This is a genomic window from Ruminococcus sp. AF31-8BH, from assembly GCF_003460605.1.
GTDB classification, from domain to species: Bacteria; Bacillota; Clostridia; order Lachnospirales; family Lachnospiraceae; genus Blautia_A; species Blautia_A acetigignens.
Genome location: NZ_QTVN01000006.1, coordinates 14,641 through 29,453, shown reverse-complemented (window position 1 = coordinate 29,453; position 14,813 = coordinate 14,641). Strand labels below are relative to the sequence as shown.

Sequence of the window (14,813 nt, the reverse complement as noted above, 5' to 3'; positions counted from 1 at the left end):
CTTTAACTACCTCTGGAAGAAGTGTTTATTTCTTTAAAATAAAAAGAAGAAAGAAGTATGTACAATATATATTGCCTTGTGACGCCTGATCCCGGTGTCTATATAAAACAAACCCGGACAGAAATCAAAATCATTCAATTTAGAAAACTGTCCGGATTTGTTTATAATTCATAGTATCTGCGCTAACTGCATTGCTTAGATTATTTTACAGATGCAGCACGCGATCCTTAATCTCCTGTGTACGTCCCTGGTTCCAGAACTGTGTTCCAATATAACCGCAGGTTCTTCTGGCAACGCTCATCTTATCCTGGTTGCGGTTGCCGCAGTTCGGGCACTCCCAGATCAGCTTGCCGTTCTCGTCCTCTTTAATCTGGATCTCTCCGTCATATCCGCAAACATCACAGAAATCGCTCTTGGTATTCAGCTCTGCGTACATGATGTTGTCATAGATAAACTTCATAACAGAGAGAACTGCCGGAATGTTCTGCTTCATGTTCGGAACTTCCACGTAGCTGATGGCACCTCCCGGGGAAAGCTTCTGGAATTCGGATTCGAATTTCAGCTTGGAGAATGCGTCAATCTCCTCGGTAACGTGAACGTGATAGCTGTTTGTAATATAATTCTTGTCTGTAACGCCTGGAATAATACCAAAACGCTTCTGGAGACATTTGGCAAAACGGTAGGTGGTGGACTCCATCGGAGTTCCGTATACAGAGTAGCTGATGTTCTCAGCTGCTTTCCATTCTGCGCATTTGTCATTGAGACGCTGCATGACCTTCATGGCAAATGGACGAACCTCAGGATCTGTATGAGACTTGCCGTACATTCTCATGCACATTTCGTGGATACCAGCATATCCAAGGGAAATAGTGGAATATCCATCGTAAAGGAGCTTGTCAATGGTCTCACCCTTCTTAAGACGGGCAAGCGCACCGTACTGCCACAGGATCGGGGCAACATCGGAAACCGTTCCAAGAAGACGCTCATGTCTGCAGCGAAGTGCTCTGTGGCAAAGCTCAAGGCGATCCTCCAGGATCTCCCAGAATTTATCGAAATCACCCTCAGAGGAGCATGCCACATCAACAAGGTTGATGGTCACAACGCCCTGATTGAAACGGCCGTAGAATTTGTAGGAACCGTCCGGGTTCTTCTGTTTCTCCTCAACGGTAAGGAAGGAGCGGCATCCCATGCAGGTGTATACATTGCCGTTCTTCAGCTGGCGCATGATCTTAGCGGAAATGTAGTCCGGAACCATACGCTTGGCGGTACATTTGGCAGCAATCTCAGTGAGGTACCAGTATTTGGAATCCTCGTGGATGTTGTCCTCATCCAGAACGTAGATCAACTTCGGGAAAGCAGGAGTGATCCATGCGCCGCGCTCGTTCTTAACGCCCTGCATACGCTGCTTCATTACCTCTTCAATGATCAGAGCCAGGTCATCACGGGTACGTCCTTCCGGAACCTCGTCCAGATACATGAAAATAGTCACAAACGGAGCCTGTCCGTTACAGGTCATAAGAGTGATCAGCTGATACTGGATGGTCTGGATACCGCTCTGGATCTCGTCCTTCAGTCTGCGCTCGGAAACCTTGCGGATGATCTCCTCGTCCATAGGCTCACCGCATTCCTTACGCTCCTCGATCACTTTATTGCGGATCTTCTGACGGCTGATATCAACGAACGGAGCTAAGTGTGCCAGGGAGAAGGACTGTCCGCCGTACTGGTTACTGGCTACCTGGGCTACGATCTGTGTGGTAACGTTGCAGGCGGTAAAGAAGCTGTGGGGCTTCTCGATCAGTGTCTGGCTGATGACGGTGCCGTTCTGGAGCATGTCCTGAAGATTGATCAGGTCACAGTTGTGCTCACGCTGCGCATAGTAATCGGAATCGTGGAAATGGATGATTCCCTCGTCGTGAGCCTTCACGATCTCCTCCGGAAGAAGCACACGCATGGTCAGGTCCTTGCTGACCTCGCCTGCCATATAATCACGCTGTGTGGAGTTGATGGTAGGATTCTTATTGGAGTTCTCCTGCTTGGCATTCTCATTGATCTGGTCAAGAAGAGAGAGGATATTATCGTCTGTGGTATTGGACTTGCGGGTCAGCTCTCTCTTGTAGCGGTAACGCACGTACTTCTGGGCAACCTCATAGCCTCGCATCTCCATAATGCCGGTCTCAACCATATCCTGAATGTCTTCTACATTCACTGCGTGTGAGGACTCCAGAGCACGGGTGGCAATCGTATCTGCAAGCGCCGTAATCTGGTACTGGCTCAGCTGATGGAGCTTGGGAACCTCCTCATTGGCTTTCTGTACTGCGTTGATGATCTTCGCCTTATCAAAGATGACCTCCACGCCATTTCGCTTAATGACATTTGCATTGACTTCTGTGCTCATATTTATCAAATCCCTCCATATATTGTGTCTGAAAAGTATTTAAACCACTAAATGTTGTGCACTAACAATATTACAGGATTTTACAGAAAAGTCAAGGTGAAAACGGACGATTCTAAAAATCTGTGAAATGTGCCGAATTTTATGTATTCGAATAGTAAAGTGCACTGTTTTTCCCATGGAAAAAATATGGGATATACAGCAAAGAATCCCGCATATATGCAGGATTTATGGTGGCTTGCATAAACAAAGGGCTGCCGTGAGCAACCCTTCGTTGTGTTCGCATCTTTTTCTATTATACTTGGAAAAAAATAAAAATCAACCCTTGACACCGCCGGAAGTGAGTCCTCCAACCAGATTTTTTTCGATTCCGACGAAGAGGATAACAACCGGAACAATTGCATAGAGAGAAGCAGCAAACAGATACTGCCATTCGATCATATTGTATCCGTTGAAAATATTGATACCAACTGTCAGAGGCTTGAAGGTATCGGTAGAAATCAGGGTCAGCGCTACGGTATATTCGTTCCATGCGTTGATAAATACGAAAATAAGCGCAGTTACAATACCAGGTGCGGCAACCGGAAGAAGGATCCGAAGAAGAGCATGTACACGGTTGCAGCCGTCAATGGTAGCGGCCTGCTCCATCTCCGGGGAGATGCTCAGGAAAGTACCGCGAAGGAGCCAGATGGCAAATGCCTGGTTAAATGCGGCATTGATAAAGATCAGGCCGATAATGCTGTTGGTCAGATGGAACGCCATCATAACCTTGTAAATACCGATCAGAAGCACGACCGGGGCAAACATCTGGGAAACGATGACAAATCCCAGGAATGCGGTCTGGCCTTTGAATTTCATTCTGGACAGGGCGTAAGCAGCAGGAATGCCGCAGAGCATAGCCAGAAGAGTAGAACCGCCGGCAATGACGATGGAATTCAGCATGTAGCTGCTCATAGGTGCTAATTTCCACACATCTGTAAAGTTGGACCAGATGGCCTTAATAGGGAAAATGGTACCGTTTATGGAGAAAATCTCCGCACGGCTCTTAAGGGCGGTACATACGGTGACAAAGTACGGATACAGGGTAAAAAGGCAGATCAGAATGACTACCACATAAAGCAGTACCCGGAGCACGGTATTTTTGGTGTTTTTTTTCTTAGCTGAAGCATTGGTGCCTGCCATATCATTCATCTCCTTTCTTCAGTACGGAAACCATGTACAGGCTGGCGCAGAGAAGCAGAATCAGGAAGCCGATGACAGATACTGCCGCAGCCTGTCCCTGCTTGCCGTTGTAGAAGGCCAGTTTGTACAGATAAGTAACCAGGGTGTCGGTACGGTTGGCCGGGTCACCCTTGGTGATGGTCCAGATGATCGGGAAGGAGTTGAATACGTAAATAATATTCAGGATGGTGCTGATGGTCAGGTTCGGACGTACCAGGGGAATGGTGATCTGGAACATTTTCTGCCAGTAGGAAGCACCGTCTACAGCCGCAGCTTCATAGTAGCTGGCATCAATGCTCTGCAGACCGGAAAGCACGGTAAAGGTTACAAATGGAATGGTAACGAAAATACCGCAGGCAATTTCCCAGGCAAAGTATGCACCGGCAGTAGGCGTCCAGTTGATGGCATGGTCGATAATGCCAAGCCTCATCAACAGCGTATTTAAGGTACCGTAATCAGTGTCAATGATGAATTTCCAGATACTTGCCTGAACGATCAGTGTAGTCGCCCATGGGAAAACCACAACTGCACGGGCAAGCTTACGGCCCTTAAATTCGTTGTTGAGTAAGATGGCAAGGATAAAGCCAAGAAGCGTGGAGATACCGACAACGGCAACGGTCCACACAAGGGTGTTTTTCAGTACCATGGCAAAAACAGAGCTGCTGGTTACCTTGCGGAAGTTCTCAAGGCCTGCGAAGCCTTTGATCAGTCCGGCCTTGCTGACATCACTTAATGCCATGCGAAATACAAATACAATGGGAACCAGAATGAAAACTGCCATCAGAAGGACGCTTGGCAGGATCCAAATGTAGGGCTCCACTTTTTTGAATTTTTTCTTCACAGGGGATACCTCTCTTTTCGTATGTTTCGTAACTGCCTGTACCGTTACAGTTACCATGTTTCAAAAAAATGGACCGGACCAATCAGTCCGGCCCATTATCATCCTCGTAATGGGAATGTTACAGTCCTGGATCAGCCAGCGATCTCTGACTGAAGGTCGTCCAGTAATTCCTGAACATCACCGCCAAGAAGTGCGTTCTGCTCTACATTGATAACGCCCTGTTTTACATCTGCCCACTCAGCTTTTGCTGTTGGATAGAATTTACAGCTGTCTAAGATATCAATCCAGCTTGCCATGTCTTCGTTAGCTGCTGCGAGAGCCTCGCCGCCAGTCTTGGTAGCCGGAAGGAAGCCTTCCATGTCAACCCACTCTGTGTAGCGTGCATCATCATAGAAATAATCGAAGAATGTTGTGATAGCTGCTTTCTCTTCATCAGAGTAATCGTTATCGAAGCACATGAAACGGTCCATAACACCTGCGGAAACAGACTCGCCAGTATTGGACGGGATAGAAGCTACGCCGTAGTTTACTTCATTTCCGCCTGTAGCGATATATGTAGGTAAGCTGTTCGGAGCGATGAGCATAGCAACCTTGCCTGCGCCGAACATATCCTGCAGGTCATAACGGGTATCGTTAGCAGGATCGGTGTTGGTGTAGCCGGAGTTTACAAGATCGATTGCGTACTGGATTGCTTCTACGTTCTGCTCGCTGTTCAGTGTCCAGTTGCCGTCGTCGTCAACAAATCCGCCGCCGTTGTTCCAGGTGTAGTATGCGAATGCTGCCTGACCTTCGTCAGTGGTCATATCGATTCCCCATGGATAAAGGCTATCGTCATAAGCTTTGATCTTCTCGCAGGCATCCTTTAACTCGTCCCATGTGGTAGGAACTTCAACGCCTGCTGCATCAAGGATGTCCTTGTTGTAGTACATAGCACGTGCAGATGCAAGATCCGGGATTGCCCATACGGTTCCGTCTACTTCGGACTGTGCAAGGAATGCGTCATACATCTTGCTGTAGGTCTCCTCAGAAACAACGTCCTGGATCGGAAGGAGAAGGTCGTCTGCCTGATAGTCAGCGAATACGTCGATATTCAGAACATCCGGTGCTTCGCCATTGGCAATACGGGTATTCACTACAGTGTAAATATCGTTCCAGGAAACAACTTCTACGTTCAGATTGATGTCTGGATTTGCCTCGTTAAATTCTGTAACGAAGTTTGCCCACCAATCAGCTGTCTGCTGGCCATACTGTGCAGCGATCACGTTAATATCTACTTTGTCTGCGGCTGATGCTGTGACAGGGGTCATAGAAAGAGCCATGGATAAAGCTGCACCTGTTGCTAAAACCTGTTTCATTTTCATAAGTGTTACCTCCCTATAGATACGAATTGGGGCAACCCACAGATACATCCTCGTATCATGGATTGCCTCTTTGTATTAATAGCATACAATGAATCGGTCATAATGTCAACAAAAATTATGAAAAAAGTCAACAAAAGCGACAAAAAAAGACGAAAATTGAAATGAAATGCACAATGGCAGGCAGGGGCGTTTGTGAAACCTGCGAAAATACTGATAAAACGGGTTTGACATTCCGGGGGCGGATATTATACAATGAAAAAAGAGCAGAACCAAAAAGCTGTGGGAGCTTTTGCTTTGACAGGATGGAGATTTTGAAGAAAGGAGCACGCAGTGCATTTCACGGCACGAAGGCCGGGAATCCTGCGAAAATAAAAAATGGAAGAATTATATGCAGCAATTGAGAAAAAAATTAAGGACGCCGGCTATCCGCGCCTGATTTCCGGGGAGGATGTGTACAATGACATCTGCGATCAGATCGAGGGCAAGGAGAACGGAACCTACATTTTGTTATCCAAGTTTGATGATGACGTGGTTTTTGAGTATCACATTACCGTGATGGATGATGATTTTAACCTGGGTGTGCTTACCATGAGGACACCGGAGGGTGTATTTGAGACAGATTTTGATGAATAATCATACAGAACGGCAATTAAGAAGTACATTGTAATAAGAAAGTTTATATTCAGAAAGAGTGCATAAAGATGAAAGTTTTAGAGATTGTTCTTCCCGTACTGGTGATGATCCTTCTGGGAATGGCCTGCCGGAAATGGAAGCTTCTGAATCAGAACGGAATTGATAATATGAAGGTTCTGGTGACCCAGATCATGCTTCCGGTTGCTATTTTTCATGCCCTAGCCACCTCCGACTACAATAAGGAAACGGGGATTCTGGTTGGCATTATGTTTGTAATGCTGGTAATTTCCTTTAGTCTTGGTTTTGCAATGCGGCCTCTTATGCCGGAGCAGCGCTACCGCAAATATCTGCCTTTTATGGTCAGTGTGTATGAGGGAGGTTCTATGGCCTACCCTCTTTACACCAGCCTTTGCGGAGCGGAGAATCTTTCCCAGATCGCAGTGCTGGATATTGCAGGGCTTCTGTTCGGGTTCAGTGTTTACATGGGAATGCTGGGACAGGTGGAGAACGGTGATAAGATCGATGTGAAAAAGCTGTTCGCCAGCGCCATCCGCACCCCGGCTTTTATTGCAAGCGTGCTTGGCATTCTTGCGGGATTATCCGGTGTGGTGCTGAAGATTCTGGAGGGTCCTTTTGCGGGAACCTACACAAGTGTGGAGAATATTCTTACAACTTCTGTGACTTCCATCATTCTGGTGATTGTAGGCTACAGCATTGAGCTTGACAAAAGGCTGCTTTCCCCGTGCATCCGTACGATTGTGCTTCGCGTGATCCTGCAGGCGGTGATGATCGCGGGAGTGCTGCTGGCAATCCATTACATAGTGGGAGACCATCTGCTTCTGGACCTTGCGGTGATCAGCTACATGTCTTCACCAGCTACCTTCAGCATGCAGACTTTCTTAAAGAGCGAGGACGGAAGCGCCTACGTTTCCACCACCAACTCCCTGTACTGTCTGGTGTCCATTCTGGTGTATGTGGTGATGGCGGTTGTGGTTTACTGATTGTAAGGATTTCCGAAATTGTAAATTGGATTTGAGAAAATGGGAGAGCGGAATCTGGGAAATTTTCCCATCTCTGGTGCAGTCTGTATTTGCGGAGAACGTAGTGGCAGTTATTTTTGTAATTTCCATCATTCTGAGTCTGGTGCTTCCAGAGAATATGGAAATTAAGAAAATGGGCGAGTGATTATTTAGAATTAAAAAATATTTTTAATATAGTATTTACAATGGTTATATGAAGTTATATAACAGGGATAACTTTATATAACCATTTTTTTGACCGGAAATAATGATAAGAAGGAGGATCAAGACCATGCTGAATAATCCGAAAATGCGGCTTGAGGAGATTGACAGCCGACTGAAAGAACTGCCCAAGGGAACCCTGACCTACAAGACCATCAATGGGAAGAAGCAGCCTTACATCCAGCGTACCATACAGGGCAAGTCCCAGAGTGTGTATGTGAAGCTGGAAGGCAGAGAGAAGATCCTGCTGGAATTTCAAGAGCGGAAGAGTCTGGAAGAGGAGAAGAAGCGGCTTCTGAAATATTATGAGACGCTGAAGGATATCCTGAAGGAGAATCCTTATCTGGATGCCCAGGTAGGCTGCGGCTACCAGGATTTTCGCGATTTTGCCTGCGGCCAGCAGTTTTATGTGGACAAGACCCATTTTATTACTCAGTGGCTGCGAAGCCGAGAAAAGGTCACTCTGATCACCCGGCCGAGACGTTTTGGCAAGACCACTCTTCTCAGTACGGTAGAGAATTTTCTGGATCCTGCATGTGCCGGGCATCCGGAATATTTTGAGAAGCTGAAGGTGTGGAAGAGCGAGCAGAGCCGGAAGTGTTATGGCACCATTCCCACAGTTTCCGTAAGCTTTGGAAGCTGTAAGGGGATGAATTATGCGCAGGCAGTTCGGGGAATGATCAGTGGCCTGTTTAACATGTATGAGATTCACAATGAACTTTTGAAAAGCGAGATACTGGATGCTGAGGATAAAGAAGCATATCGCTCTATGCGGGAGAAGCTCTGGCATCGTGAGAATAATAACATAGAAATGGCAATTCCCGAACTGTGCAGACTGCTGTACAAGCATTATGGAACCAAGCCAGTCATTCTTCTGGATGAATATGATACGCCGCTCTTGGAAGCTTATACAGACGGATACTGTGATGAGATGATCGGAACCTGCCGTCAGATGTTTCACAGTGCATTTAAAGAAAATAATTATTACAGCAGGGCGATTATTACAGGCGTAACGAGAGTCTCTAAGAATTCTCTGTTTTCAGACCTGAATAATATAAAAGTAGCTACAGTAACCTGTGATGAATACAGTGACTGTTTTGGCTTCACAGAGCAGGAGGTAAAGGATGCCCTGATGTGCCAGAGCGTAGACCAGATGCAGGAAGTGAAGAAGATGTATGACGGTTTTATCTTTGGCAGTCACAAAGATATTTATAATCCGTGGTCCATCTGCAACTATCTTATAGATGGAGAACTTCTTTCCTACTGGACCAATACCAGCAGCAATAAGCTGGTCGGGGATATTATCCGGAAGCATCCTATGCGCAGCAAGCATGAAATTGAGCAGCTTATGGCTGGCGAAGTAGTGCACAAGGAGATCAACGAGAATATTACGTTCCAGTATTTAGACGGAGATGAGAACAGCCTTTGGTCCCTGCTGCTGGCTGTAGGCTATATCAAGGCGGACAATGTCAAAAAGAAGGGCGAGATCACCGAATGCGACGTATCCGTTACCAATCAGGAAGTGATGGGAATGTTCCGCTCCCAGATCAGGGAGATGGTCAAGAACGGAGATTCTGTATACAGGGATTTTGTTTATGCACTGATGAACCATAAGACGGAGCTGTTAAGTGAAATTCTCACAGAGGTGGCGTATACCTCCATGAGCTATTTTGATACTGGCAAAGGCCCCGCTGAACGGACACCGGAGAACTTCTATCACGGACTGGTGCTTGGGCTTATTGTATCTCTGCGGGATCAGTACCGCATTGTCTCCAACCGGGAAAGCGGAATGGGAAGATATGACATTGCCATGTATCCTCTCCAGAAGGATTTGGACGCGTTTATTCTGGAATTCAAGGTGATGAACGAGAAAAAAGAGAAGGAAATCGAGGATACTGCAAGGAACGCGCTGCTTCAGATAGAGGAAAAAGCTTATGAGACAGATCTTCTGGCTGCTGGAATTCCCAGGGAAAAGATCTATAAGCTTGGAATTGCATTTGCCGGCAAGAACGCTCTGGTGATGGAACAGCAATGAAGCCATCACCGCATTTTTACAAAGGAGGAAATTCATAATATGAAAAAGAAAAAATTCATAACCGCAGTCCTGTTAAGCTTTACCCTGCTTACATCCGGCTGTTCCATAGGCGGGCTGAACTCAGTGATCAATGAGCTGCATGGTTCCCTGGTAGGAAACAGCTATACCATAGACACCTATGACAATTACGGCAACAAGACTCTGGAGACTACTGGCAAGAAGATCAGCATCACCGGAAATAAAATTGAGACTGTCAGCTATGATGATACCGGCAAAGCCATCAAGGGCTACGACCTGTCATCAGTAATCACCATTACCATAGACGGCAAGGAGATCGAAAGCTGCGGCGACACCTGTATTTTCATGCAGGACGGCCTGAACCCGGAGGTGGATTTCACAGAGGAAGCCATCCAGAGCAGCAGCGCTGGCCTTACAGACAACGCGGCAGTTGCCCGCTACATAAACAAGTACAAGAACTACTTCGGCAAGTCCCGGATCGTGGTGATCAAATCCCAGCTTGGCCAGCCTATCACCGCATTTTCCGGCGACAATGTATATTGGGAAATCCCGGAAGACCTCCCCAAGATGACCAAGCTGATGATCGATGGAAAGGCTCTCTACATACACCGTGCCAATTACCAGATCATAGACAGCGACCTGCTGTAAAGCGTGTTCCAAAAATCATTCCTGTAATCTGCACGTACTACTTTGCCGAAGGGTTTTACGACTATGTATTAGCGTTATTTTTACTCAGGCGCAGCATGATCTTCGCCGTGAAGACGCCGTTATCACAGGTGAAGCTGCTGGCACCGCCGGTTTTTTCGGCGATGTGGCGGACGGACTGGATTCCGATTCCATTGCCTGTGCGTTTGGATGACTGGAAGATATCATTTTTCTTTCGGATTTTGCCGTCGAAGGTATTCTCCACCTGGATCAGAAGCAGATGATTGTAGTGAAGATAAATCTCCACGTTAATTTTCCTGCGGGAAACCTCTGTTTTCTGGCTTGCCTGGATGGCGTTTTCCAGAAGGTTAGAGAGCACCAGGCACATGTCAATCTCATCCACAGCAATATGGGAAGGCAGATCCGTTTTTGCATGGAAGGGAATGCTTTCCCGTTTGGCAAGGGCAGAGTAATAGCCAAGCACGCCATCCGCCGCCTGATTTTCACAAAAATGCAGATCCTGGCTTGGAATTTTGCTGGAAGCACAGGAAAGATACTCTTTTATTTTGTCCAGATCGCCGTTTTCCGCAAGGGCAGACAGCTGGACAAAGTGATGGCGAAGATCATGCCTGGCCTGTCTGGCTTCCTCAATGGCAGAGCGAAGATTCTCATATCTTGCCTGCTGCAGGGAAAGGAAATGATTCTCCTGCACAAGCCTTGCGTTTTTGTTCAGGCTGTTTGCTATCAGCAGAAACATGGCGTAGAAGAATACCAGGATCACCAGAAGAACCAGGCTGATCACAATATATCCCTGAAGGATCCGTCCGGTGTACAAGGTGTTCCGGTACTTTGGCACCATGAACAGATTCAGCGCAATGAAGATCAGAGGCAGGATCCAGAAGATATACCAGGTCTGTGCGAAATTTTCATCGTCCACCATAGTCCTTGCTGCATGGGAAGCAGGATACCATGCAGCTGCAAGAAAGAGCAGGCAGATTCCATTATAGAAAAGTCCTGTGCCTGTTCGGAACCACAGTTCATTTTCCGCAAGGTTAAGCCCTGCAGTGAGAATGGCGTTGAATGCCCTGGACAGACTGTTGACGCAGGCGAACACCGCGCACACAGCCAGGAAAATACTGCCGGATTTCCAGATGGTGACCCGAAGAGTCCTGTGGTAGACAGCCATAACTGCCGGCAGCAGAAAAATCAGCACAGGCAAGGTGGTAATCTGCAAAGTATAACATAATACACCACCTGATACACAAAAACCTGCAAGCAAAGGAAGCAGCCACACTGCCAGTTTGTGCAATGGCTGCCGCAGGTAAGTCCTTACAGGCAGATAGGCAAGCAGTAAGCCTGGAATGATCACTGTAAGTTCAAGAATCGGTCTTAGCATTTTGTCCATTGGAAATGTCCTTTCTCAGAGATCTTTTTCAAACACGCTCTAATGTTCTTTTTTAGTGTCCTCTCTGAAACAGAAACTCCATGAAAGTCTGTCTGGCATGTTTCACAAGTTTCTGGCTCACCGGGATCTGGTTCCCGTCATCCATCACGAATACCTCTCCGTCGAAATCAACCGCGTGTTCCAGATTGATCACAATACCTCTGTTGCACTGATAAAAACGAGGCTCTATTTTTAACAGGGCAAGGAAGGCCTCAAAGGACTGGCGGGTAACCAGTTCTTTTGTCTTTGTAGTATGAATGTGGATCATATGGGAAAAATGCTCCGCAAACACAATGCTCCGGAAGGGAACCTGTATGTTGCTGCCGTTCACTTTCACATCTATGTACTTCCCGGAATCGGGAATCCGGGAAAGAACCTCATCCATCAGTTCCGAGATTTCCTTCTCGTTATAAGGCTTTACCAGATAGTGCAGGGCGCGGACCTTAAATCCATCCAGCGCATGATCTGTGGAGGTGGTGGTAAAGATTAACAGACAGTCCGGATCAAATCCCCGAAGCTCTCTGGCAATCTCGATCCCATTTGCCCCGTCCATATAAATATCCAGGAACAAAACGGTAAAAGGTCGTTCCTTTGCGGCTTTCAGAAAAGTCTCTCCGTTTTCAAATTCTGTCAGGTCAGCATGAACCCCGCGCCTGCCAAGCTGCTGTTCCAGGCGGTCACGCAGCAGGGTACGCTCGCTGGCAATGTCATCTACAATTGCAATTCTCATATGTATTGTCCTCCCGGTTTGCGCACTGACTGGTTGATTTCTCAAACAATCCTGCGTGTGAAAATTTCTCCATCATCACAATTTTTATAAAAACAGTATAACACAAAACACCAGACCAAACCATTCCCCTTGCTGGCAATTCGTGCCATTTTTTCCTGTTTCGTGCCAAACCAATTGAAAAACATTTGGATTTTCATATAATTAGTCTCAACAAGTGAAGGAAAAAATCAAGCGGAAAAGGAGGAGATTCGTGTATTGCATTGCTGTATTGATTGATGAAGAACAAAAGGGGCAGGATTATGCAGAATATATTTTGAATTACTGTGCCGACAGAAAGATATTTCCCCTGGTTCAGATTTATCAGGATCAGGAAAAGTTTTTTGGAGAGATACAAAAGACGGTACCAGCTATTGTGCTTCTGGCGCTTCCGGGGGTAGCAGGGCTGAATGCTGCCGAGCATCTTCGTTCCCTGCACCCCAAATGCAAAATAATCTGGTGCAGTGATCTGGATTTTTCCCTTCATGCCTTTAAACTGCGTGTGGAATATTTTTTTATGGAGCCCGTGGAGGAACAGAAGCTTTGGGAGGGGCTTACGGCATGTTTCGGACGTAGCAAAGGGGTCAAGAAATAATTTCAGGAAGGAAAAACACATGGGAGTACATTCAATTGATGCGGAAGACGATCAGTTCGCATACCGCTACGACACACAGCTTTTGATCGAGAGAAGAGACCAGGATCTGGTAAAAATCCATTTCCACACCAATGAGCCCTGGAAGATTCTGGAATACTGCAATTCCATCGGCGATATTTTTGATATTGTAGTGGAAGACATGATCCGCCAGGCCAACGGCCAGCAAGGCTAAGGAAGACCACAATGAAAAAAAGAGCATACATGGTATCCCAATATGGAAAATGTTACGAGCAGTACTGCCGGGAGCATTTTTACCATCCTTTCTTTTTACGAGGCAAGTGCACATCAGCTGGATGGCCCTGTTCTTCTGGAAAGCTTCCCTACCTTTGCCGGACCGATCATTTCCTGGCAGAAGTCATGCACGCCCGGCTGATCCGCACCAAAGCTGAGGCCCTTGGCGGCGATTGCTGCGATTACTGGTATGTAGGCGACCAAAGTCCTGCACTTACGGAATATGAGGATCTGCCGAAAATATAAAGATGAGCCGTAGCGGGCTGCGACAACCGAATTCGGGTGAAATATACCGCAAAGTGGGGCGTGCAGATTGCAGGAATGATTTTTCAAACAAGCTCTAGCGTGCACGCAATCTTGAAATTACATAGAAGCATACATAGTATGTTAGAATAACATTCATAATATGATACCAGAGTATCAATCATATAATAGACAATGCAAAATGTAAATCCACAAGGAGGCGAAGCCCACATATGAAAACGAAAAAATTTTGGATCCCGGTCCTCTTAGTCGTTCTTATTGCCATTGGCTCTGGCGCATGGTTTTATCAGAAGTATTTGGAGAAAAAGGAAGAGCCGCCCATTCGTGCCATGTATATTCCCCTTGGCGACGATGACCACCTTATGATCGGCCAGAACAACGGCGACGTTTTTTCCATAACCATGCCGGACACGATCCTGGATGAAAACGGAAAGCAGATCACCTGGCAGGAGCTGAAGAGGGGAAACCTCCTGGATATTTACGGCGACGGCATTATGCTGGAATCCTATCCTGGCCAGTACCCCGGCGTAACCAGAATAAAAGTTGTCAGCCAGGGAGATCCTGCAGACGCTGACCAGTATCAGGATATTATCGACGAGATCTGGTCCCCAAGGGATTCTTCCCAGCTTCCCTGTCTGAATGTAGGCTACACCCAGTCCTACGGCGTTATTAGCGCAGTGACCATGCAGGGAGGATACAGTTGGACTTACACAGACGAAGAGGGCGTGAGCCAGACCATAACGGCAGACAGTTCCAAGGTCACAATGTGGTCAGACCTTCCGATAATGAATATAGAGAAAGCCACAGACATGGAACTGTATTTTGACGAACAGCCAGTGGAAGTGACTGCTATAGCCTATCCGGCAGATTTTCTGGGCACAGAGGCTTCCGGGGAAGAAGGAGAGACTGCTTCCATAGAAACAGACGAGGACGGCAATTTTGTCCTGAAAAATGCCCGGGAAGGAATGATTTACCTCATCCGCGGCCAATGGGAAAACGGCTGGTCCGAATACGGCTTTACAGTCGCAGGCAGACAAAAACAGCTTTCCTCTTAATTCTTAATGAG

15 protein-coding genes are annotated in these 14,813 nt (G+C 46.8%); 9 read left to right on the top strand and 6 right to left on the bottom strand.

The window, feature by feature from the left end:
• Positions 1 to 205 precede the first annotated feature (205 nt).
• From nrdD to DWZ38_RS08890, 4 genes are all read right to left on the bottom strand, one after another.
• Positions 206 to 2,395, bottom strand: a complete 2,190-nt coding sequence (gene nrdD, locus DWZ38_RS08905; protein ID WP_021926423.1) for an anaerobic ribonucleoside-triphosphate reductase — start codon at positions 2,393 to 2,395, stop codon at positions 206 to 208.
• Between the two features lie 315 nt (positions 2,396 to 2,710).
• Positions 2,711 to 3,574 carry a carbohydrate ABC transporter permease gene (locus DWZ38_RS08900; RefSeq protein ID WP_021926422.1) on the bottom strand — a complete coding sequence of 288 codons (864 nt, stop codon included), beginning with the start codon at positions 3,572 to 3,574 and terminating at the stop codon, positions 2,711 to 2,713.
• Position 3,575: 1 nt separating this feature from the next.
• Positions 3,576 to 4,511: a sugar ABC transporter permease gene (locus DWZ38_RS08895; protein ID WP_021926421.1), complete on the bottom strand. Its 936-nt coding sequence runs from the start codon at positions 4,509 to 4,511 to the stop codon at positions 3,576 to 3,578.
• 74 nt (positions 4,512 to 4,585) lie between these two features.
• A complete protein-coding gene (locus tag DWZ38_RS08890; RefSeq protein WP_021926420.1) occupies positions 4,586 to 5,815 on the bottom strand; it encodes an extracellular solute-binding protein in 1,230 nt (409 codons plus the stop codon).
• Positions 5,816 to 6,190: 375 nt separating this feature from the next.
• Between DWZ38_RS08890 and DWZ38_RS08880 the strand changes: the two genes are divergently transcribed.
• The 5 genes from DWZ38_RS08880 to DWZ38_RS08865 all read left to right on the top strand — a co-directional run bounded on the left by DWZ38_RS08880 (position 6,191) and on the right by DWZ38_RS08865 (position 10,390).
• Entirely contained in the window at positions 6,191 to 6,448 is a 258-nt protein-coding gene (locus DWZ38_RS08880; RefSeq protein ID WP_021926419.1) for a hypothetical protein, read from the top strand.
• 68 nt (positions 6,449 to 6,516) lie between these two features.
• On the top strand, positions 6,517 to 7,449 hold the full coding sequence (locus tag DWZ38_RS08875) for an AEC family transporter (RefSeq protein WP_021926418.1): 933 nt from the start codon (positions 6,517 to 6,519) through the stop codon (positions 7,447 to 7,449).
• A 31-nt stretch (positions 7,450 to 7,480) separates the two neighbouring features.
• Positions 7,481 to 7,633: a hypothetical protein gene (locus tag DWZ38_RS22205; RefSeq protein ID WP_178105305.1), complete on the top strand. Its 153-nt coding sequence runs from the start codon at positions 7,481 to 7,483 to the stop codon at positions 7,631 to 7,633.
• Positions 7,634 to 7,759: 126 nt separating this feature from the next.
• The gene (locus DWZ38_RS08870; protein ID WP_021926417.1) at positions 7,760 to 9,724 is read left to right on the top strand and encodes an AAA family ATPase; all 1,965 of its coding nucleotides are present in this window, start codon (positions 7,760 to 7,762) and stop codon (positions 9,722 to 9,724) included.
• Between the two features lie 39 nt (positions 9,725 to 9,763).
• Positions 9,764 to 10,390 (top strand): DUF5052 family protein, encoded by a 627-nt coding sequence (locus tag DWZ38_RS08865; protein ID WP_021926416.1) that lies wholly within the window; start codon positions 9,764 to 9,766, stop codon positions 10,388 to 10,390.
• A 61-nt stretch (positions 10,391 to 10,451) separates the two neighbouring features.
• On the opposite strand, the gene DWZ38_RS08860 is transcribed toward DWZ38_RS08865, so the two are convergent.
• Both DWZ38_RS08860 and DWZ38_RS08855 read right to left on the bottom strand, forming a co-directional pair.
• The gene (locus tag DWZ38_RS08860) at positions 10,452 to 11,792 is read right to left on the bottom strand and encodes a sensor histidine kinase (protein WP_021926415.1); all 1,341 of its coding nucleotides are present in this window, start codon (positions 11,790 to 11,792) and stop codon (positions 10,452 to 10,454) included.
• A 52-nt stretch (positions 11,793 to 11,844) separates the two neighbouring features.
• A complete protein-coding gene (locus DWZ38_RS08855; protein ID WP_021926414.1) occupies positions 11,845 to 12,561 on the bottom strand; it encodes a LytTR family DNA-binding domain-containing protein in 717 nt (238 codons plus the stop codon).
• Positions 12,562 to 12,811: 250 nt separating this feature from the next.
• Here DWZ38_RS08855 and DWZ38_RS08850 point away from each other — a divergent pair, with 250 nt between their 5' ends.
• The 4 genes from DWZ38_RS08850 (at position 12,812) to DWZ38_RS08835 (ending at position 14,802) form a co-directional block, all read left to right on the top strand.
• On the top strand, positions 12,812 to 13,192 hold the full coding sequence (locus tag DWZ38_RS08850; RefSeq protein WP_021926413.1) for a hypothetical protein: 381 nt from the start codon (positions 12,812 to 12,814) through the stop codon (positions 13,190 to 13,192).
• 19 nt (positions 13,193 to 13,211) lie between these two features.
• Positions 13,212 to 13,424 carry a hypothetical protein gene (locus tag DWZ38_RS08845; RefSeq protein WP_021926412.1) on the top strand — a complete coding sequence of 71 codons (213 nt, stop codon included), beginning with the start codon at positions 13,212 to 13,214 and terminating at the stop codon, positions 13,422 to 13,424.
• A gap of 11 nt (positions 13,425 to 13,435) precedes the next feature.
• Complete coding sequence (locus DWZ38_RS08840) at positions 13,436 to 13,729, top strand: L-2-amino-thiazoline-4-carboxylic acid hydrolase (RefSeq protein ID WP_021926411.1); 294 nt, start codon at positions 13,436 to 13,438, stop codon at positions 13,727 to 13,729.
• Between the two features lie 230 nt (positions 13,730 to 13,959).
• Positions 13,960 to 14,802: a hypothetical protein gene (locus DWZ38_RS08835; RefSeq protein WP_021926410.1), complete on the top strand. Its 843-nt coding sequence runs from the start codon at positions 13,960 to 13,962 to the stop codon at positions 14,800 to 14,802.
• Positions 14,803 to 14,813: the final 11 nt, after the last annotated feature.

Bases quoted from the DNA above. Each gene is read 5' to 3' on its own strand.
- nrdD (WP_021926423.1), bottom strand. From the start codon at position 2,395: ATGAGCACAGAAGTCAATGCAAATGTCATTAAGCGAAATGGCGTGGAG.
- DWZ38_RS08845 (WP_021926412.1), top strand. From the start codon at position 13,212: ATGGGAGTACATTCAATTGATGCGGAAGACGATCAGTTCGCATACCGC.
- DWZ38_RS08875 (WP_021926418.1), top strand. From the start codon at position 6,517: ATGAAAGTTTTAGAGATTGTTCTTCCCGTACTGGTGATGATCCTTCTG.
- DWZ38_RS08880 (WP_021926419.1), top strand. From the start codon at position 6,191: ATGGAAGAATTATATGCAGCAATTGAGAAAAAAATTAAGGACGCCGGC.
- DWZ38_RS08890 (WP_021926420.1), bottom strand. From the start codon at position 5,815: ATGAAAATGAAACAGGTTTTAGCAACAGGTGCAGCTTTATCCATGGCT.
- DWZ38_RS08835 (WP_021926410.1), top strand. From the start codon at position 13,960: ATGAAAACGAAAAAATTTTGGATCCCGGTCCTCTTAGTCGTTCTTATT.
- DWZ38_RS08855 (WP_021926414.1), bottom strand. From the start codon at position 12,561: ATGAGAATTGCAATTGTAGATGACATTGCCAGCGAGCGTACCCTGCTG.
- DWZ38_RS08865 (WP_021926416.1), top strand. From the start codon at position 9,764: ATGAAAAAGAAAAAATTCATAACCGCAGTCCTGTTAAGCTTTACCCTG.
- DWZ38_RS08895 (WP_021926421.1), bottom strand. From the start codon at position 4,511: ATGGTAACTGTAACGGTACAGGCAGTTACGAAACATACGAAAAGAGAG.
- DWZ38_RS08840 (WP_021926411.1), top strand. From the start codon at position 13,436: ATGAAAAAAAGAGCATACATGGTATCCCAATATGGAAAATGTTACGAG.
- DWZ38_RS08900 (WP_021926422.1), bottom strand. From the start codon at position 3,574: ATGGCAGGCACCAATGCTTCAGCTAAGAAAAAAAACACCAAAAATACC.
- DWZ38_RS08860 (WP_021926415.1), bottom strand. From the start codon at position 11,792: ATGGACAAAATGCTAAGACCGATTCTTGAACTTACAGTGATCATTCCA.
- DWZ38_RS08870 (WP_021926417.1), top strand. From the start codon at position 7,760: ATGCTGAATAATCCGAAAATGCGGCTTGAGGAGATTGACAGCCGACTG.